Origin of the sequence: Saccharopolyspora antiqui (assembly GCF_052246905.1) — a bacterium.
Lineage (GTDB): Bacteria > Actinomycetota > Actinomycetes > Mycobacteriales > Pseudonocardiaceae > Saccharopolyspora.
Genome location: NZ_JBQQBO010000001.1, coordinates 586,359 through 606,090, shown reverse-complemented (window position 1 = coordinate 606,090; position 19,732 = coordinate 586,359). Strand labels below are relative to the sequence as shown.

Genomic DNA, 19,732 nt, shown 5'->3' with positions numbered 1-19,732 from the left:
GCTTCGGGGTGCAAACCGTTCACTGGGGGATCAAGATCCGAGGAGCAACTTCATGTGGATCCGGGAACGTCGCAGGTCCGCGGCCGTCGTGACCGCTGGTGCGGTTCTGGCGCTGGCCGGATGCGGTGGCACCCAACCCGCGCCTGGCGCCGACGATGGCAGGCTCGTCGTCGTTACCTCCACCAACGTCTGGGCGAGCGTCGTGCGGGAAGTCGGCGGGGGCGCCGTCGACGTCCAGCCGCTGATCAGCAACCCGGTCGTCAACCCGCACGCCTACGAGAGCAGTCCGGAAGACGCGGCGAAGGTCGCGGAGGCTGATCTCGTGGTGTTCAACGGCGGCGGGTATGACGAGTTCGTCGAGAAGATCCTGGGTGCGGGCCCGCGCGGCAAGCCGACCGTGGAAGCCGCCGCTTTCGCGCACGAACCGGCGCGACCTGCGGTCGAGCCGAAGTCGGCGGAAGACCGCGGTCACTCCCACGATCACTCGATCAACGAGCACTTCTGGTACGACTTCCGCTCCGTCGACGCCGTGGCCGACCAGGTGGCGGCCGAGCTGAGCAAGCTGGAACCCGCGAAAGCGCCGGAATTCACCGCGAACGCGGCGCGCTTCCGCGCCGGTGTGGGACAACTGGACGACCAGGCCCACCGAATCGCGACCGCGCGCCAGGGCGCCAAAGTGGTCGCCACCGAGCCGGTCGCGTTCTACCTGATCGAGGAATCCGGGCTCAGCGACATCACGCCGGACAGCTTCGTCGACGCGGTGGAGGTCGGCAACGATCCACCTGCCGCGGCCGTCGCCGAAATCCAGGACGCGCTGGATGCGCGGCAAGTCACCGCGCTGCTGTTCAACCCGCAGACGGAATCCGCGGTGACCGTCGGACTTCGCGTGCGCGCCGAACGAGCGCGCATTCCCGTGGTCACGGTGACCGAAACCCTGCCCGCCGGGCAGAGCTACCTGCGGTGGATGAGCTCCCAGGTCGCCGCGCTCGGCAACGCCGAGGGCCTGGCGTGAACGGTGCCGGGGGCAGGGCTGCTGCCCCCGGCTTTCCGCGCCGGGGTGCTACGCGTCGGTCCAGGTGATGGCGTACATGCCGAGATCCGCCGGTTGCAGGGCGAGAAGGCGGAAACCCGCCTGGTCGAGTTCTGCCCGCAGCTGCGGTTCGGAGATCGGGTGCCAGGAGTAGCTGACCTCGCGCTCGTCGACGAGTTCGTCGTCCTGGAAAGTGCGGTAGGTCATGTGCCAGGTGAGCGTGCCGTCTTCGGCGGGCTCGGCCCGCGCCCAGCCCTCGTACCTCCGCCGTCCGATGTGGACGGTGCTGGTCAGGGTGTCGGGTACGGACACGGGGTCGGACGGGGGCTGGAGGTTGAGCACCGCGCGTCCGTTCGGTGCGAGCCGCCGGGCCAGCAGCGACCAGATCTCGGCCCGCTCGGCGGGGGAGAAGTGGCCGATGACGTTCATCGCGACCACCACGCCGATGCGGTCGGGCAGGCGGCTGTCCAGGAATTCTTCCGGCAGGACGGTAACTCTGGAGCGCAGGGCGTCGTGCGCGTTGACCTTGGCCAGCAGTGCCGAGCGGATTCCGGCGGACGGTTCCACCGCGAAGATCTCGGCATCGGGCAGCGCATCCCCGATCACAGCGGTTCCGCGGCCACTACCGGCGCCGATGTCCACAACCGGCCCGGTGCCCGGACCGATGTCCTTGATCGCATCGGTCAGCGCGGGCCCGAGGTGGTTCCAGTGCGGGCCGATCAGGATATCGATGAACTCCGCTGATTCGGCGTATTCGTCGGTCACGAGACTCCTCGCTGTGCTTTCAGTTCGAGTTGGTGTGGCGCGGGATTTCACGCAGCCGCCGGGGGAGCTCGGCGGGGCTGAGCGGGGTGGATTCGAGCCAGCGGGCCAGCGCGGCCAGGTCTTCGGTGCTGCGCACCGGGCCGACCGGGATGACCGCGCCCACCGGTCTGCGGGTGCTGGTGCACGGCTGCACCAGGACGACGTGCCCGGCGGATGGTCCTGCGGTTTTCCTGGTGTGGCACCACAGGCGGCCGAGCGGGCAGCGGGCTCGGATCAGCACGCCGTGGGGGCAGCGGCGGATGACTTCCCGCAGGTTCGACAGGACGGGCAGATCCCCACCGTGCTCGCAGTTGTCGCACAGCACGACCGTGAACCCGGCGACGTCTGCGCCGTTGCGACGTGGCTGCCGATCCATGCCCGCCCCCCTCGTGTCTTCCAGCAAGCTAAAACACAATGATAACCATTGTCGTTTAGTTCGAGAACCCCCGCCGGACCGCCTTCGCGCGACGTCGTGCGGCGGGGCGGCGAGCACCCGGGTCGACAGGCCAGCGCGATGGTCGCGGCTTCGGGGGCGAGTGGGAGGAATGCGTAGACGTAGTTGGCGATTTCGATCGGGTGCGTCGGACCTTTGCGTCGCGTTCTGAATTCTTTTCGCGAGAGTCGTTGTTGTACGGGTCCTTAATATGAATTTCCCGAGTCAGCCCGTTTTCTCACTCGTGTCGGTCAAGGACTCGGTGTGGGTCTGCTGATCTTCGCTGCGTGTGCCATGTTGAGACTTGCCGTGAGTTTCCCCGACGACCTGTCCTCATCGATCGATGATGCGAATTGCCGGAGTTTTCTGCTGCCCTGCTCCGTGTTCGAGCCGCAAGGAGATTAGCGTGGTCCGCTTCCACTTCGATCTGACCCATCTGGCAGACACCAGCGATCTTCGCGTCTCCGTGCAGGGGACCGAATACGAGCTGGAGGCCCACGGCAACACCACTCTCCAGGCTGCCCACGACGATCACCCGCTTTTGTCCATGCTCGATGTTCCGCTGACTCCCGACCAGACCCCGGGTCCCGGACTGTCCCACTTCGCCGAGATCGATGATCACCACTTGGACGGCGACGCGGTGGGGTTCGTCCACGTGGTCCGCCCCGGCCCGGCCGGAGTTCACTTGGACGACGTGATCGCGATGGGAGTTCTCCTCCCGCGAGATCTGCTGCACGAGCACTACGCCCGTGTGCTGGCAGACCCGGGGATCTCGGCACTGCCCGGGGACGATCGCGCCGTGCTGCTCAACGGCAGGCTCAACTGGCTGGGCATCACCGCGTTCCCGAGCGACCCGGCGGCGGTCGTCCGGTGCCTGGTCGAGAGCCAACAGGTGATCACCGCGATGAGCACCGCCGGAGCACTGGTCGCGCACCATCCGGAGATCGCGAGCGTGCGGCCGGGCACGGTGCGGATCGTGCTCGACGATCACATCCAGCCCGGGGCCGAGGTCAACCCCAACCAGTACAACGCGATGAAGCTGCTGGCCAACGAGATCACCAAGGCGGGCGCGAACTGGTCCAAGACCGTCGAGTGCACCAACCCCAAGGGCGAGAAGGTCAAGTCCGAGATCAAGGTGGGCGAGTTCGCCGCGGGACAGCAGCTCTACACCTACAAGTTGGCCGACAACGTCCTCAACGCCGCGGCAGCCGCCAGCCGCGGTGCGCGTCGAACCGCCGCTGACGATCTCCGGCTGCGCAACAAGGTCTGGACCCCGACGCCTGGTACGAGCGCGCTGCGCCGCGAGGCGGGCACGGTCAGCACCGTCGTGGTGGGTGCGGCAAGCACGAGCACGAGTGGGGGATACGGCCTTCTCGCCGAGTCGGGGGATGTTGCGGACGCGGTGGAAGAAGCTGGTGGAACGGCCTACCACTGGACGATCAAGGAACGCACCAACCACCACGGGATCGACCTCGCCAAGCTGAGCATCGACGGTTCCGACAAGTTCCGCATCGATGCCTACAACTCGTACCTGCGGACCCTGTACGCCGGTTACCAGCTCTACGACGCCAACGGCAAGCCGCAGGGGAACCTGACCACGCTCTGCTCGGTGTCGGCCACCGATTCGCTGCTCGGGGTCCCGATTCCGACGAGCCCGACCGAGCTCAAGTTCGACATGAACGGCGCGACCTCGGTCGAGCTGCTGTTCGGCAGTCTCGGCAGCACCGACTGGGAGAAGGAGGTCAGCTGGCGGGGTGCCATCCTGACGGGCTTGTGGCAGTACGGGCTGCCCATCGTGTTCATGGTGGCCGGTGCCGCGTTCAAGAACAGCGGCATTCTCAAGAAGATCCTGAAGGACGAAACCCTGACCAAAGCCGCGATCACGTTCGGCCTTCCGATCGCCGGAGGCGGGGTCCTGGCCGGGTACGCCCTGGGGCTGACCAAGCAGATGTTGCTGGGGCTCGGCAACTTCGTGCTCAGCTTCGCCACCACCAAAGCGGCCGAAAAACTCGGCATCTACCTGGCGGCGAAGCTCGGCAGCGCGGCGTTCACGAAGGCGTTCGGCCCGGCCGGGTGGGCGATGCAGCTCATCACCGCGGGTATCAACGCCGTTGATCTAGCGGTCACGACCGGCGAGGTGCTGTCCTCGCCCGCCTGCGTGCGGGTGCGCATCACCCGGGCCTTGGACGTTTCCCTCACGCTCAAACCGGACCCCAGGCACGGCGAGGCGGGCAATCCGGGAACCGCGGTCTGGCCTTCGGTGGCGCGGCGATACCAGGTGACGTTGCAGTACAAGGACGGCACGAACCACGAGGTCACCGGATCGATGTCGGCGACGACCAACAACACGCCCATCAAGGTGTCCTTCAAGAAGGTGCCCGCCGGGGGCAAGTGCCGGATCATCGCCGGGGTCTACAGCGAGAAGGGCTGGCTGGCAGGTTCATGGCAGAGCGACTGGGTCGACGCGAAACCGAACAAGAACACCGAGCTGGACTTCGGTGAGCAGACGATCACGGAACGTCTCGTGCCGTTGGCCCCCGATACCCAGTACGTGCACAAGCAGCGCCTCGTGGAGCAAAGCGGCAAGCTCGCCTGGCAAACCGGCGACCCGGCCAGCACGACCCGGAAAGGGCTGGACTGCGGTGACTCCGGCACCTTGTGCGACCTCGTGGGGCTCACGATCAACAACACGGGTTTCCAACTCGGCTACGCATGGCGGGCGTCCGGTCAAAACGTTCACCCGGACAACCGAAAGCAACCGGTCAGCAACAAGCAGCTCTACCGGGTGCAGAACATCTCCGCGCTGACGGACCCGGCGTCACGGCTGCAGACCAGTGACCTCGGTTTCACGGCTCAGCCCGCAGTGGCCTACTCGCCGCAGCCGAACCCGGCCAAACCCAAGGAAATCGACCAGACCAACTTCATCCTCGACCCCCGAGATGGCGGCATGCACCTGCGACAGGTCCTGCTGGGAGACGGCAAGAGCGGTATGGGGCTGAGCGGAAACCCCAAGAGCTGGGGGCGTTTTCCGCTCACCAACATCGACGCGCTCGCGATCCACCCGAACCGCATGGTGATCGGCTGTTCGTGGCGGGAGCACAAGCTCGCCCTGCTGGAACTGCCGTCCGCAGCGGTCGACGACAACAAGGCTCCCGAGGCGCTCGTGGTGTCCGGGCAGGGCCTGCGGCAGGGGCTCATGCAGGGGCCGAAGGCGCTTTCGGTCACCCCCGACGGTCGCATCCTGGTTCTGGAGTCCGAGAACCACCGCGTCCAGGCCTTCGACACGAAGGGCAACCCGGTTCCCTCCTTCACCCCCACCGAGCCGCTGTTCAGCCTCAACACGAGCGACGTCAGCTCGGACCTGGACACCGGCAAGGTCCCTGCCGTCCTGGAGTCGAAGCTCATCGACGCGGGCGTGCTGTCCGTCGGCGCTGTTTCCGACACCGACGCCAAGCTGACAACGTCCCTCAACAGCGGCAGCATCTCGCCGGACAACGCCGTTGACATCGCGCTCAGCGTGCTCGGGATCGAGCTGGCCTTCGACAACGACGCCCCCACCGATCCGCAGCAGAACACCAAGCTGACGGTCCTCAAAACCAGCGAATCCTGGCAGATCACCGATCCGCGCGGACGCGCCTGGCACATCAGCAAGAACGACACCGCGCTCACCGTCAACGAGCGATTGGCCCAGGTCGAGGTCCGGACCGAGCAGCCGGGCCGCCAGTGGTTGGTCATCGACCACGACAAGGGGCAGGCGTGGCGGCTCACGCCGTCCACCGCCGAGCCGGGGAAGACGCTGGTGCAGACCTGTTTGTCCTACTTCCCCCTGAAGCAGGGCGCCATCTCGGCGCTGTACCTGGACATGGCGGTCGAAAACCGCGGCTACATCTACGTCCTCGCCCAGCTCAACCAGGGCTTGAACAGCGAGGACTACCTGCTCGACATCTACGGACCAGACGGGAAGTTCGTCTGCCGCACACCGGACAAGAACGTGACCAAGAAGCCGCAGAACATCGTCGCGGGAAAGATCGCGGTCGACGAGTTCCGCAACCTGTTCGCGCTCAACTTCGAGAAGCTGGCCCGGACCGGACAAGGCCCGCAACCGGGGCTGGCGACGTGGGAACCCACCCCGCCGCTGTTCGAACTGCCGCTGTCGGCGCAGCAGCACCTCAACGACAAGAACATCGGTGAGGTCGCGAAAGCGTTCAAGGAGAAGGGGATCAGCCTCAGCAACGATGCCTACGTCATCGTCAAGGACAAAGAGGGCTCCTGGCAGGTAAAGGACAACACGACGATCTACCACGCCTACCGCGCCGGGGACGGAATCCAGGTCTACGCCGTGCCCGCCTGACACCGCTGAATCGAGCTTCCCTTTCTGCTGTTGGAGGATTTGCCATGCAGGCGCTGACGCTCGCGATCGGAAAACCGGGGATCAAGTTCTTCACGGAAAAGGTCACCAAGGACTTGACGTCGAACCTCAAGTCCATCAAACCGGAGGACGCCGAGATTCCCATCCCGGACTTCACCGCGACCGGAATCGGGTTCAGCAACCACTACACGGAGTTCAAGGTGAAGCTCTCGAAGGGGGAGATGAAGGATTTCAACCCCGAGCTCGACGACATCATTCAGGAGGCCGACGGCACCTTCGCCATCAAGCTGTCGGCCAAGAACTTCGGAATCAAGTTTCGGTGGGACGAGTACTACAAGGTCATGAACTGCGGACAAAAGGGTTGCGGCCCGAATATGCCGATGAAGCGCGAAGACGTCAAGTACGAGCCGCGCTACGACAAGCTCACCGCGACCATCAAGACCAAGTTCGAGTACCAATCGGCGAGCAACACCTACGACTTGAAAGTGATTGATACCACGGTCGTCCCGGAAGGTCTGAAGCCGAACATTCCGAAAGAAAGTGCCGTTCAGATGCAGAAGTGGGGACTCATTTCGGGCGGGGTGAACGAGCGAACGGTCAAGGCCGCCACGAAGATCGACTTCAAGAAGCTGCTCACCAACGAGGTCAAAACACTCCTGCAATCGATCCCGGCCAGCGGGAATCTGACCGCGGACATCAAGTACGACTTCGGGCTGGGCGACGACAAGATCACCTTCCCGAACAACAACGGCATCCAGATCGGGGTCCTGGGGAGGGTGACCTACAAGGGGACGGAGTACCCCCAGCCCAAGCCGAACAAGGTCCCGTTGCCCACCGTTGCCGACCCCGAGCACCTGCACGTCTACGTCAGCGACTACGAGGTGGACGCCCTGCACTGGGCCTACTGGAAGTCCGGGCTGCTCAACAAGAGCCTGAAGCCCCAGGACCTGCATCCGAACGAATACGTCCTCAAGTGCAAGACGTACGAAAACGTCATCGGGTTCAAGCCGTACGCGAACGCGGGTTACGTGATGCACGCCGACATCGATCCGCAAGATTGGCCCCGGACGAAGTTCCAGGAAGTGTGGATCTTCACCGGCACCGTCGTGGCCTCGTTGAAGACGTCCTTGCCGACCAACACGCATTCAACGCTCGACGGGTGGGTTGGCGACGCCTACGTGGATGTGGCCGATCTGGAGAAGACCGTTGCCGAAGCCAAGTTGACGCAGTACCTGAGCAAGATCAAGGAGGCTTCCAAAGCTCCCGGAATGGCCGTCAAGAGCGATCTCAAGTTCACCCTGACGGTGCAAACCGGACAGAATCCGCTGCCCAACCTCGTCTTCCAGGTCAAGCGCGACGATGTCTTGCAGGGGCTTCAGCTGGGGGTCACGAACGACCAGAAGGTGCAGACACTGCAGTACAAGTTCACCGCGGCCAAGTTCAAAGCCGACTTCCTGTCCACCACCATCCCCAAGTTCAACGCGAAGGGTTTCGGAGAGACGGTTTGGCCGGTGTCCGGAGAAACCAAGTATCGGGAGATCCTGGAGAAGATGGGCAAGGTGGGTGCGCCCATCCCGATCATGAAGGACTTCAAGTTCCTCTTCAGCAGCGCCAATCTGAGCATTCAGCAGGAGTACGTGGCGATCCGGGCGAACGTCCAGTACAAGCAGTGATCCGCGGCGGTGAGTTCCTGACTTCGATCGGCGGGTGGAAGGAAACCAGCTGTGTCCGTGTCGCAGGCGATGTTCGGTGGAAAGAGCACGTTCCGTTCGACAACGTCGAAATATCTCTCGGTGTTGACGTCGAAGCAGCCGAAGAAGCGGGTCGCGTCCATGAGCGCCAGCGCCGCCGGACCCAACGAGCTCTGCATGCTGCTGACCGGTCCCAACGGCAACTGCTACGTCCAGATCGCCGCGAAGTACTGGGTGATGTTGGATCCCGACACCGGATGGCTGCTGCTGGACGAAAGCGCGGCGAAGGCATCCGCGTTGAAGCTGGGCGGAAACCCGGCGGGCTCGACCTGGCAGGTCTACGACGGGACGAATTGGAAAGACATCTCCTACGGCGGTGACAGGAGCATCCTCAACATAAACGAGGGGACCAGCGGCTCCTTCACCCCGACCGTCGTGACGCCCTCGCTCACGGTGATCCAGAGCAGCAAGACCGCTCGCGGCTACGACCTGCGCGGTGCGCCGCTGACCAATGCGGACTTCACCGGAGTGGACGCGAGCTCGGCGGACTTCACCGACGCGGATCTCACCGGGGCGACGTTCACCAAGGCGACCCTCGCGAAAACGGTCCTGCGCAACGCGATTCTGGCCAAGAGCACGTTCCGCGAAGCGGACCTGGACCAAGCGGACCTCTCCGGCGCCAAGCTCGACGGCGCCTGCTGGGGCGCCCCGAAACAGGCCCGGTCCATCATCCTCACCAAGTGCTCGGCGGTCGGCGCAACGCTCGGGGGCCAACCGACCCCGCTCGACTGCACCGGGGCCAACCTGGCGGGCGCAGACCTGCGCGGGGCGAACCTCAGCGGACTCGTCCTCAACCAAGCCACCCTCGCCGGGGCGTTCCTGGCCGACGCGAACCTGGACAAGACCAAGTTGGACGGCGCCGTGCTGACCGACGTCATCGCGCCCGGAGCAAGTCTGAGAAGCGCCTCGCTGCAAGACATCCGAGGAGAAGGTGCCTGCCTGGCCCACGCCGATCTCACCGACGCCGACCTCAGCCGAGCCCAACTCGGATCGCGGACCTTCCTCTTCCAGATCGCGGAGAGCTTCAAGTCCGACCTCGACACCAAGCCGTACCCGCAAAAGGCGCTGCAGGACGAGTTCAAGAAGCACTCCGCGCAGCTCAAGCCGGAGTCCCCGGTGGCGGTCGTGCGAAGCGGCGCCCGCTGGCGCATCACCGATCCCGCAGGCCCGTACGACCTCGTGTTCCGCAGCGGCGGGATCGACGTGTTCCGATCGACGCAGCGGCAGCGCCCAGCGGTGCTGCGTGGCGCGGTCTGCCGACGCACGAAAGCCACGAAGGCAGTGCTCGTCGGCGCCGACCTGCGCGGTATCGCCTGGTTCGGCGCGCCCGCGACGCTAGCCCACGCCGATCTGGAAGACGCCAGCCTCGCCGGTGGTCTCCTCGCGAGCCTCGACCTCAGCCAGGCGCAGCTGTCCGGCGCAGACCTGTCCGCCACCGTGCTGGTGCAGGCCAAACTGCGCGGCAGCACCCTCGGGCAGGGAGCGAGCCACCGCCCCTGCTCCCTGGAGGGCGCGCTCCTGCTCGGAACGGACTTCACCGAGGCCAAGTTCACCGCGGTCCTGCTGCTCGACGCGGCCGTGGCGCTGGACCTCGGAGTCCCCCTGTTCGAACTCGCACCGAACGACAAGCAGCACCTCACCCAGAGCGGCATCGGCCAGCTCGCACCCAAGTTCGCCGCTGCGGGCCATCCGCTCGGCAACAGCCCGCAGCTCATCTCGCGCCAGGGCTGGAAGCTGAACAACGGTGCCTGCACCGATCCCGGCGCGCCGCGGAGCTACCGCGTCCGCCAGGCCGGTGCCAACCTGAACGTCTACGCGGATGCCGAAACCTCGCCGAGATTCGGCATCCCGGCGAGCAAGAAGCACCTCCTGAACGGGACCAAGGCATCTCCGGCACTGGTCCAGGAGTTCTCCCAGAACGGCTGCAAACTCGTGAAGGACGCGCCGATCACAGCCGAGAGCGGTTACGAGGTAACGCCGGATGCAAGCGCCACGCCGCTCGCCCGCGCGACCTACACGTCGCTGCGGATCCACCCGGAGCCGGACGGGTCGCTACCGGTCTACGGCAGCCCTTTGGTCAAGCTTCGCGACTGGACGAACCAAATCGGTGAGTTCTCCTTCGGCACCACCACGAACCTCGACAAGGCCCTCGACGCGGAGTCCGTCGCTCCCAACGGGTTCCCGATCTCGGCGTCGAAGAACAACGCCTGGTTGACGCTGCGGTTGCTGTTCACGGCTCGCTCAACCGCCCTGCGCTGAACCGCACCTCGAACGGCCACACCGACGCCAGCGCGTCCTGCGATCGCTTGGAAGGTGCTCGCCGCGCCAGCACCACCGACTGCGGCACCGGCCAGTTCCGCGCCAGCGAAGGTGAGCAGAGGCCGTCGCTGCCGGAATCATTGGTCGGCCAATCGGCGGTCTCGAAGACGGTGTGACTTGCGGCGGGCGCTGGGGACGCCCGGTCGTCGGCTCGTGCTTCAGGTGCTAGCCTCGCGCCCGTCGGGGCAGCGGCCGAGCGGTTGCGAGGACGGTCGGCGTCGCTCGCATCGCCACGGCGTTGATGCGCAACAAGATTGGCTTCTACTGATGGCTGATGCAGCCGAGGGTCTTCCTCGCCCGCTGGCCGGAAAAATCGCCATCGTCAGCGGTGGCGGACCAGGCGCGCCGCTTCCTGCGCGCGCGTGCGTTGCGCTGGTCGGCCAGCCGCGGGAGTCGCTGCGGACGGTAACCGGACGATTTCCGAGCGTCATCACGGTAATCCCGGTCGCCCTGCCGGAACCCGATGCTCCGGCGGCCGTGCCGGGTCGTCCGAACCGCGGTGCACGTGCGGCGTGAGGATGTGCCCGCCGGGCTGACGGGCAGGCGACGTTGGTCGCCTGGTTGGATCGCGTTCGCCGCCGTCGGCTGCATCGCCGTGATTGTGTTCGGCGCGGTGGGTTATCAGGCGCTGGTGGAATCCAGGCACCGGTCGCACGCCTCGGAGCACGGGAACCACCCGGTGGACCCGGCCTACTTCACTGACATCACTGATTTCCCGGTGGCACCACCAGCACCCGCGGCGCGGCCCGGTGGTTCGACCGGCTCCTGGCGCGTCGACTGCGGCCGAAACCAGGACGGAAGGCACAACTCCGACAACGTCGTGATCAGTCCCGGCATGGTCGGCGGAGCGCACCACGTCCACGACTACGTCGGCAACGTCTCCACCGACGCGTTCTCGACGGATGAGAGCCTCGCCGCCGCTGGAACCACGTGCGGGACCGGAGACAAGTCGACCTACTTCTGGCCCGTCCTGCGCATTCCCGGCGGGAAGACCGGCCCAGGGGCCTACGGGAAGATCCTGGTTCCCGACGCTGTGCTGATCGAGTACCAGGGCAACCCGGTGAACAACGTCGTGCCGATGCCGCCCTTCCTCCGAGCGGGCAGCGGCAATCCGCACGGCTACACCAGCGGCGGCGTCGGCACCGAGCACGTGCAGTGGAGCTGTTCGGGCACGCGCGGGTACGTCGGCAGGCAGTACCCCCGATGTCCGCCGGGGCAACAGGTGGTGCGCGTGTTCGACTTTCCGAGTTGTTGGAACGGTCGCACGACGGACAGCGCGGACCACCGGTCGCACCTGGTGTTCCCCGCTGCGAGCGGCGCGTGTCCGAAGGGCACGTTCCCGGTGCCGCGGCTGCGCATCGAGCTCTCCTACACCGTGCCGCCCGGCCAGGACTACGCCATCGACACCTTTCCGGAGGAGCTCGACAGTCCGGTCACCGACCATGCCTTCTACATCGACGTGCTGCCGGAGGAGTCGATGGCGACGGTTGTGGACTGCGTGAACAGCGGTCGCCATTGCAACGTCTGATAGTGGCTCCGGTCACATTCGTTGTTGGCCGCCGGTCGCGCTGAACCGAATGTCGCCGCCGTCCGTGTGCCGGGCGGGGGTGAGGAAATCCCGCATCGGTGGGGTTCAGGAGGGTGGTAATGGATGGCCGGGTTGAGGACCCGTCATCGTCAGCAGGTCGCCGACGAGGCTCTCGTGCGCTCGCTGTTCGAGGAGCACGGCAAGGCGATGCTGGCGTATGCCACGAGGCTGCTCGGTGACCGTGCTGCCGCGGAGGATGTCGTGCAGGAGGCGCTGCTGCGCGCCTGGCGGCACCCCGACAGCCTGGTCAACGGGAAAGGCTCGGTACGAGGCTGGTTGCTGACCGTCGTGCGCAACCTCGTCACGGACAAGGTGCGAGCGCGCGCCGCACGACCGACGGAAGTGGCCGAGACACCCACCACCGTTGCGGTGGATGGCGACCACGCGGATCGGGTGGTCGACACGATGGTGGTGATGGCGGCCTTGGACAACCTGTCTCCCGAGCACCGCGAGGTGCTGGAACACGTTTACCTGCACGGTCGGTCCGTCGGGGAGACAGCGGAAGCGCTGGGAATACCACCGGGAACGGTGAAGTCGCGGTCGTACTACGGACTGCGCGCACTGCGGGAACATTTCCAGCCACACCAGTTCGGGGCGGGGGTCGCGTGATGAGCACGTCGCAGAACCACCATTTCGACCTGGAAGCGTTCGTCACCGGCGACGTGGACGTGGCGCAGCGGCGGGATGTCGAGGAGCACCTGGCGACCTGCGCGGAGTGCCGGGAGGAGGTGGAGTCGTTGCGTGAGATGGAGGAGTTCCTCGGAGCACTGCCGCCCGAGGCGCTGCTGGACGGGCCGCCGGACGACGCGGACTTGCTGCTGCAGCGCACCTTGAGGCAGATGCGGTCGGAGTCCTCCGGTGCGCGGGGGCGCACTCGGTTGCTGACGTCGGCGGCGGCGGTGCTGGTCGCGGCCGCCGCCTTGGGGGCGGGCGTGCTGATCGGCGGGTCGGGGGACGACGCCAGTCCGCACCTCGCCGCGCCTCCCACGTCCGCGCCGACGAACGAGCAGGCGGGAATCCGCTTCGCCAGCGGCACGAACTCCGCCACCGGTGCGCGGCTCACGTTCCGCATGACCCCAGCAGCCGGCTGGGTGCAGGTGAACGCGTCGGTCGCCGGTATCCCGGCGGGGGAGAAGTGTCGGCTCGTGGTGATAGGCAAGGACGGCAGCCGTGAGGTCGCAGGCGGCTGGGTGGTGTCGGAGAAGGCCGAGAAGGACGGCGTGAACCTCGACGGTTCGGCTCCGATCGATCCCGCGAACGTGTCGTCGGTGCTCGTGGAGAACACCGACGGGCACCAGTTCGTATCCGCCGCGTTGTAGCGGTCGTACCCGGGCGCCTCCCGTCTCTCCATTTTGGACTGGAGAGACGGGAGGCGCTTTTTCTTGCGTGCAGCGGAAATTGCCGAACGATGTTGTGACCGCGATCACGGATGGCCGGTGAACCGCCCCCCGGTGGGGTCCGTGTGGATGGTGTCAAAGGCTTCACGACGAACCGGGAAACCGGCTCTCACAGGGAGAAACCGAAATGCTCCGCAAACGAGTTGCGATTCTTGCTGCCCTGATGGCGACGGGCGCTGCGGCACTGACCGGGTGCGGCGCGGCGGACGGGCTGGGCGCCGCGCTCGGCGACACGGGGCCCGCGGAGAACCTGCGTTCCGCGGTCGGCTTCTTCACCGGTACGGCGCGGGACAACGGCGCGAACATGACCACGGGTGACATGTACGCGGGGCCGCGCGACGACAAACCGGCCAAGCGGTGGGTGCAGCTCACCCGCGGCTCCGCCGGAGGGCTCAGCCCGATCGTGCAGGACGCCGCGGGTAGGACGCTGTACCGCTTCGACGAGGACGACAACAACCCGCCGAAGTCCAATTGCAACGGTGATTGCGCCAAGACCTGGCGACCGGTGCTCGTCGAACCGAGCTCGCGGGTTTTCGTCAAGGATGTTCCAGCAGAAGAGGTCGGCGTCCTGAAACGCGCTGACGATACCCTTCAGCTGACCCTGAACGGCTGGGGCCTCTACACCTTCAAAGGCGACGAGAAGCCAGGCGACATCAACGGCCAGGGTGTGAACAGAACCTGGTTCGCCGTCTCGCCCACTGGCGGCAAGGTGGTGTCGGACAACGATGGCGGCGAGACCGGCCAGGAGTCCAGTGCGCCGGAGTCGGCGGTGCGGCTCGGTGACGGCAGCGCGATCTTGGACAGCGGCAAGGACTTCAGCGAGCCCAACGGCTCCTTCGGGGTGGCCGGGCCGGGATGCGTCGAGGTTCCGCAGCCCGACCTGGTGCGGTCGATCCAGCTCAGCGGTGGTCCGGTGAAGCTCTGGAAGGGGCCGAACTGCACCGGCGAGTCGACCGTGATCACCGACAGCGTCGCCGACCTGGACATGATCGGCTTCGACGAGCAGGTCGTCTCCATTCGCTTCGGCGACGAATAAGCCAACTATCCGGGGGGGTAGGGGGAAAAGCGGAGCCGGAGCGTGCGCGGGGGCGCGCTCCGGCTCCGCCGCATTTTTCGCCCATCGTTGTTGGCTTTTCCGTCGGCGATTCGGGTTCAGCCCGCTCGTCCGGCTCGGTCGCGGAGAGATTCGGCGATGCGCGGCAGCACGTGCGGGTCGATGGTGTGGCCGCCAGCGTGGGCGATGACCACGACGTCAGCACCTCGGTCCCGGAACTGACCGGCGAGGACTTCCGTGCCAGCGGGGGTGGCCATCGGGTCGCGCCGCCCGTTGGCGATGACGATCCGCTTGCCCGCCAGGTCCGCGGTCGGCGGATCGCGGAACGGCACCATTGCGGCCAGCAGCACAGCCCCGGCCAGCATTGACGGCCGTTGCAGGAGCATGGCGGAGGCCATGTTGGCGCCGTTGGAAAATCCGACCGCGCGCCAACTGCCCGGTTCGACGCCGTACTCCTGCTCGGCTGTGGTGAGGAAATCGGCGAGTTCGTCGACGCGGGCGCGGAGGTCGTGCTCGTCGAACACGCCCTCCCGCAGGCGGCGGAAGAACCTGGGCATCCCGTTCTCCAGCACCGACCCCCGTACCGACAGCACCGGCGCGGTGGGCGCGAGGTGTTCCCGCAGCGGCAGGAGGTCGTGCTCGTCTCCGCCGGTGCCGTGCAGCAGCAGCAACGGTGGCTCCTCGGGGTGCGAGGCGCCCGGCAGCCACACGTGCGGGCGGTCCAGCGTGCCGGTCATGTCGTGCTCCCTCCGGCGAGTGCGGGATTGTTCTCAACCGGCAACGACAGCTTCGGCAGGTTCGCCGCGATCTGTTCGCGGCTGGGCTCCAGCCAGGGCGGCAGTTTCAGCGCCCGGCCCAGTTCCAGCAGCGGTTCGTCGACGGCGAAACCGGGCTGGTCGGTGGCGATCTCCAGCAGCGTGCCGCCGGGTTCCCGGAAGTAGATGGACCGGAAGTACTGGCGGTCCAGGATCGAGGTCACCTGCACACCGCGTTCGACGAGTTCCTCGCGCCACTGCTGCTGGGTTGCCTCGTCCGGGGCGCGCCAGGCGACGTGGTGCACCGTACCGCCAGCGACCAGGCCACGTGGTGCGTTCGGGTTCACCAGAACATCCACGATGTTTCCCGGGCCGCCTTGACCGGCGGCGAAGCGCAGCCGGTTGCCCTCTCGCCCGGTTGACCGCAGGCCCAACTCCGCGAGCATCGCGACCGTGCCGTCTTCGCTGGCCGTGGACAGCGTCACCGAGTGCAGCCCGCGGACGCCGTGCTCCGGCGGGATGATCCCGTTGTCCCACGGCGCACGCGGATCTCCTTGGGGGTGCGCGACCAGGCCGAGTTCGAGCCCGTCGGGGTCGTGGAAGATCAGCGCTTGTTCACCGTCGCGCTCGCTGACCTCGCTGACCTCGACACCCAGGTCGCGAAGGTGTTGCTGCCACCAGCCGATCGACGCCGCCGGTACCGAGAAGGCCGTGTTGGTGGCTTGTCCGGTTCCGCGTCGACCAGGTGACACCTCGCCGAACGGGAAGAACGTCAGCAGCGTGCCCGGCTGGCCGGACTCGTCGCCGTAGTAGAGGTGGTAAACATCCGGCGCGTCGAAATTCACCGTGGTCTTGACCAGCCGCAACCCGAGGGTGTGCAGGTAGAACTCCGCGTTTCGCTGCGGGTTGCCGGCGATGGCCGTGACGTGGTGCAGCCCACTGGTCGACAGTGTCATGACAGCCTCTCTTCGAGTCGGGAAGAACTCCGTCGGGTCAGCTCTGCTTGATCGCCGAGACTTCGAACTCAAGCACGATCTTGTCGCTGACCAGCACCCCGCCGGTCTCCAGCGCGGTGTTCCAGGTGATCCCGAAGTCCTTGCGGTTGATAGTGGTCGAGCCCTCGAAGCCCACGCGGGTGTTGCCGAAGGGGTCGGTCGCTCGACCTTCGAACGTCAACGGCACCGTCACCGGCCGCGTGGTGCCCTTGATCGTCAGGTCGCCGGTGACGTCGAAGGCGTTCTCGCCGGTCCAGACGATCTCGGTGGAGCGGAAGGTGATCTCCGGGTGCGCATCCAACTGCAAGAAGTCGCTGCTGCGCAGATGTCCATCGCGATCGGCGTTGCGGGTGTCGATGCTGGCCGCCTGAATTGTCACTTGCACCGAGGATCGGTTGGGGTTCTCCCCGTCCAGGTGGGCGGTGCCGCTGAACTCGTTGAACGCTCCCCGAACCTTGGTCACCATCGCGTGCCGAGCGACGAACCCGATCCGGGTGTGCGCCGGGTCGAGTGCGTATTCGCCGGTCAGCTGGGTGTAGTCGGCGGTGGTGGTCATCGGAACCTCCAAGTAGTTGACGTGTCATCCATAAGTTAGAACAAACAATGGTGACGTGTCAACTATTCGCCTAGACTGTTCCGCGTGACCGACCCTCGCTGGCTCAACGAACACGAACAACGCGCCTGGCGCGGCTACCTCGACATGCACGCCCGCCTCACCGCTCGCCTGCACCGGCAACTGCAGGCGGATTCCGGGCTGTCGCTGACCGACTTCGACGTACTGGTGCAACTCACCGACAGAGCAGACGAGCGCTCCCGGGTGCTGGAGCTGGCCAACGCTCTGCAATGGGAGAAAAGCCGCCTGTCCCACCACTTGGCGCGCATGCAACGGCGCGGGCTCGTTGAGCGCCAGGAGTGCCCGGACGACGCGCGCGGGGCCTTCGTCGCACTCACCCCAGCCGGACGCGACGCCATCGAGCGGGCCGCTCCGGCCCACGTGAACACCGTCCGCGACCTGGTCTTCGACCACCTCACCGCGCAGCAGGTCGACGTCTTGGGCACCCTCGCCGAGCAAGTCATGGCCCGCCTCGACGCCACCGAGTCCGACGACGCGGGCAAGTCCAGCCGCCCGGACCGCGCTGGCGGGTGAGCACGACTCCACCCGTCATCGGGATGAATGGGGCACCGCCGCCGCGCTGCATCGGCCATTCGGTCTTTTTGGTGCGATGAACAGCCGTGCGACATCGCTGGTCGACTAACATCGACTGCTTCAGGATCGCCTCGTCCGGGGCACTGCGCCGATCTCGGTTGATCAGGACGATGCGATAGCTCCAGGATGAGTTCGCGCAGGCTGGGAGGAATTCCTCATGCCGGTAAACGGGGACGACACGGCGACGCCGCCATCAGTGGACGCATCCGTCCCGAGCATCGCCCGCATGTACAACTAAATGCTCGGCGGCGAGGAAAACTTCGACGTGGATCGGGCGGCGATCCACGCGATGACCCGGAGTTACCCGGAATCGATCCAATTCGCGCTGGAGAACCGGGCCTTCCTCCAGCGGGTCGTGCGCTATCTCGCCGCCGAGGCCGGGATTCGGCAGTTCATCGACAACGGCAGTGGCCTGCCCACCCAGCGCAACGTCCACCAGGTCGCTCAGGAAGTCGATCCCAACGCGCGCGTTGTGTACGTCGACAACGATCCCACCGTGCTCGCTCGCGGACGGGCACTGCTAGCGGACAACGGCAACACCGTCGTCCTCCGGGCCGACATGTCCAAGCCGGAGCAGATCCTGACCGCGGAAAGCACCCGCGAACTCATCGACTTCGACGAGCCGGTCGCCGCGCTTTACGTGTCCGTGCTGCACTGCCTGCCTGACGCGGCCCAGCCCGAACAGGTCGTGACCCGCATGCTCGACGCGCTGCCCGCGGGCAGTTACCTCGTGATCTCGCACGTGGTCAGCGATGACAAGGCCATCGCCGACGAGTTCACCGAGTTCATGACCAGCCGGTCGCAATGGGGCAGGATGCGGCTACCCGCCGAGGTGGCCCGCTACTTCGACGGTCTGGAGATCCTCGAACCGGGCCTGGTCGACATCGCGACCTGGCGCCCTGAGCCCGCCTCGGAATTGCACTCGCTCCAACCCCCGTTCGAGCACCTGCCGGTCATTCCCGCCGGACAGAAGAAGACATGGGAGTTCGGCGGCGTCGCGCGCAAACCGTAGCGGACCGCGATCCCGCTGCCGAAGTCGGCGACCGAGCAGCCCGACCTGGTCTTCGACCACCTCACCGCGGCGCAGGTCGACGCGCACCATCGCCGAGCAAGTTCTGGCCCGCCTCGGCGCCATCGAGCGAGGGAGGGTGAGGCGGGGGGTTCGGTGTCGAAGATCCGCGAATCGGGAAGTCGGGTGACCAGTTCCCGCGCCGTCGTCGTCTTGCCCGCGCCGAAGGTCCCGTTCAGCCAGACGATCATCCGAGGACGAGCGGGAGTTTCGCGGCCAGCTCGCCGAGTTCGGCCTGCTCCACGTCGGTCGGGACCCGGCGCCCGGTGCCGACCAGCAGCGCGTCCTCGTCGGACAACGACTCGGGAAACGGGGTCCCGGCGATCTCTTCCAACATTTCGCGGGAACGAGCCAGGCTTTCGGTGGGCGGTTCGGCGGCGTCCGGGAGGTGTGCGATCAGGTCGAGGTGGTGCAATGTCCACTCCAGGACGTACGCGGAGAGGTAGTCGCCCACGGTGAGCACTTGGTCGCGGGTGCTGACCCGGACGCCCGGATTCGCGAGTTCGGCGGCGCGACCGGCGGCGGAGCCGACGTCGTCGAGGTGGAACTTCAGCAGCCGCGGGTCCTCGTACGCGGCGGCCAGCCGGACGATCAGTGCGTCGAGCGGGTCATCGCCCGTCGGGGCTTCGACGACGTCCCAGTAGGTCACCGCGTTCCGGGTCGGTTCCGTTTCGGCGGGGGTCACGAGGGTGATCAGGACGTCCTGCGCGTCGATGATCAGGTGACACACCAGGTCCCGCACGAGCCAGCCGGTACAGCCGGACGGCCGCTCGAAGTCCTGGTCCGGGAGTCCGGCGACCGCCGTGCGCAACGCCGCCCAAGAGCGCGAGAAGAGATCCACGGCGGCAAGTTAGCAGCGCCCGGCCGCCGTGGCGACTGCTTTCACCATCCGCGCATAGGTTCCCTATTCGGGTGAGAGGTGAAGGGCACCTTTCGCCAACTTACTTGGTAGAAGGTGCCC

Annotated in this window: 16 protein-coding genes; 10 read left to right on the top strand and 6 right to left on the bottom strand. The window is 66.3% G+C overall.

Translation table 11 applies throughout. The features are described from left to right. The first annotated feature begins 52 nt into the window (after positions 1–52). On the top strand, positions 53–1,012 hold the full coding sequence (locus ACTWQN_RS02715) for a metal ABC transporter solute-binding protein, Zn/Mn family (protein ID WP_443201690.1): 960 nt from the start codon (positions 53–55) through the stop codon (positions 1,010–1,012). 48 nt (positions 1,013–1,060) lie between these two features. On the opposite strand, the gene ACTWQN_RS02710 is transcribed toward ACTWQN_RS02715, so the two are convergent. Further along, positions 1,061–1,795: a methyltransferase gene (locus ACTWQN_RS02710; RefSeq protein ID WP_443201689.1), complete on the bottom strand. Its 735-nt coding sequence runs from the start codon at positions 1,793–1,795 to the stop codon at positions 1,061–1,063. Positions 1,796–1,814: 19 nt separating this feature from the next. Then, complete coding sequence (locus ACTWQN_RS02705; RefSeq protein WP_443201688.1) at positions 1,815–2,210, bottom strand: hypothetical protein; 396 nt, start codon at positions 2,208–2,210, stop codon at positions 1,815–1,817. Positions 2,211–2,673: 463 nt separating this feature from the next. Here ACTWQN_RS02705 and ACTWQN_RS02700 point away from each other — a divergent pair, with 463 nt between their 5' ends. From ACTWQN_RS02700 to ACTWQN_RS02670, 7 genes are all read left to right on the top strand, one after another. Next, a complete protein-coding gene (locus ACTWQN_RS02700; protein WP_443201687.1) occupies positions 2,674–6,618 on the top strand; it encodes a hypothetical protein in 3,945 nt (1,314 codons plus the stop codon). A 44-nt stretch (positions 6,619–6,662) separates the two neighbouring features. After that, positions 6,663–8,309 (top strand): hypothetical protein, encoded by a 1,647-nt coding sequence (locus ACTWQN_RS02695; protein ID WP_443201686.1) that lies wholly within the window; start codon positions 6,663–6,665, stop codon positions 8,307–8,309. Positions 8,310–8,429: 120 nt separating this feature from the next. After that, positions 8,430–10,646 carry a pentapeptide repeat-containing protein gene (locus ACTWQN_RS02690; RefSeq protein ID WP_443201685.1) on the top strand — a complete coding sequence of 739 codons (2,217 nt, stop codon included), beginning with the start codon at positions 8,430–8,432 and terminating at the stop codon, positions 10,644–10,646. Between the two features lie 565 nt (positions 10,647–11,211). Next, the gene (locus ACTWQN_RS02685) at positions 11,212–12,234 is read left to right on the top strand and encodes a DUF1996 domain-containing protein (RefSeq protein WP_443201684.1); all 1,023 of its coding nucleotides are present in this window, start codon (positions 11,212–11,214) and stop codon (positions 12,232–12,234) included. Between the two features lie 123 nt (positions 12,235–12,357). Beyond that, entirely contained in the window at positions 12,358–12,903 is a 546-nt protein-coding gene (locus ACTWQN_RS02680) for a sigma-70 family RNA polymerase sigma factor (RefSeq protein ID WP_443201683.1), read from the top strand. Then, positions 12,903–13,613 carry an anti-sigma factor family protein gene (locus ACTWQN_RS02675; RefSeq protein ID WP_443201682.1) on the top strand — a complete coding sequence of 237 codons (711 nt, stop codon included), beginning with the start codon at positions 12,903–12,905 and terminating at the stop codon, positions 13,611–13,613. Before ACTWQN_RS02680 ends, ACTWQN_RS02675 begins: the two co-directional genes overlap by 1 nt. Positions 13,614–13,854: 241 nt before the next feature. Beyond that, positions 13,855–14,727 (top strand): COG4315 family predicted lipoprotein, encoded by an 873-nt coding sequence (locus tag ACTWQN_RS02670; protein WP_443201681.1) that lies wholly within the window; start codon positions 13,855–13,857, stop codon positions 14,725–14,727. A 116-nt stretch (positions 14,728–14,843) separates the two neighbouring features. Here ACTWQN_RS02670 and ACTWQN_RS02665 read toward each other — a convergent pair whose 3' ends face one another. Genes ACTWQN_RS02665 through ACTWQN_RS02655 form a run of 3 tightly spaced genes read right to left on the bottom strand, consistent with a single transcriptional unit; the run spans position 14,844 to position 17,051 of the window. Continuing rightward, positions 14,844–15,482, bottom strand: a complete 639-nt coding sequence (locus ACTWQN_RS02665) for an alpha/beta hydrolase (protein ID WP_443201680.1) — start codon at positions 15,480–15,482, stop codon at positions 14,844–14,846. Next, complete coding sequence (locus ACTWQN_RS02660) at positions 15,479–16,456, bottom strand: ring-cleaving dioxygenase (RefSeq protein ID WP_443201679.1); 978 nt, start codon at positions 16,454–16,456, stop codon at positions 15,479–15,481. The genes ACTWQN_RS02665 and ACTWQN_RS02660 overlap by 4 nt, the downstream gene beginning before the upstream one ends. Before the next feature lie 37 nt (positions 16,457–16,493). Beyond that, a complete protein-coding gene (locus ACTWQN_RS02655) occupies positions 16,494–17,051 on the bottom strand; it encodes a YceI family protein (RefSeq protein ID WP_443201678.1) in 558 nt (185 codons plus the stop codon). A 144-nt stretch (positions 17,052–17,195) separates the two neighbouring features. On the opposite strand from ACTWQN_RS02655, the gene ACTWQN_RS02650 reads away from it, so the two are divergent. Then, complete coding sequence (locus ACTWQN_RS02650) at positions 17,196–17,642, top strand: MarR family winged helix-turn-helix transcriptional regulator (RefSeq protein ID WP_443202006.1); 447 nt, start codon at positions 17,196–17,198, stop codon at positions 17,640–17,642. A gap of 298 nt (positions 17,643–17,940) precedes the next feature. Then, on the top strand, positions 17,941–18,714 hold the full coding sequence (locus ACTWQN_RS02645) for an SAM-dependent methyltransferase (protein ID WP_443201677.1): 774 nt from the start codon (positions 17,941–17,943) through the stop codon (positions 18,712–18,714). Positions 18,715–18,958: 244 nt separating this feature from the next. On the opposite strand, the gene ACTWQN_RS02640 is transcribed toward ACTWQN_RS02645, so the two are convergent. Beyond that, positions 18,959–19,612: a maleylpyruvate isomerase N-terminal domain-containing protein gene (locus tag ACTWQN_RS02640; RefSeq protein ID WP_443201676.1), complete on the bottom strand. Its 654-nt coding sequence runs from the start codon at positions 19,610–19,612 to the stop codon at positions 18,959–18,961. Positions 19,613–19,732: the final 120 nt, after the last annotated feature.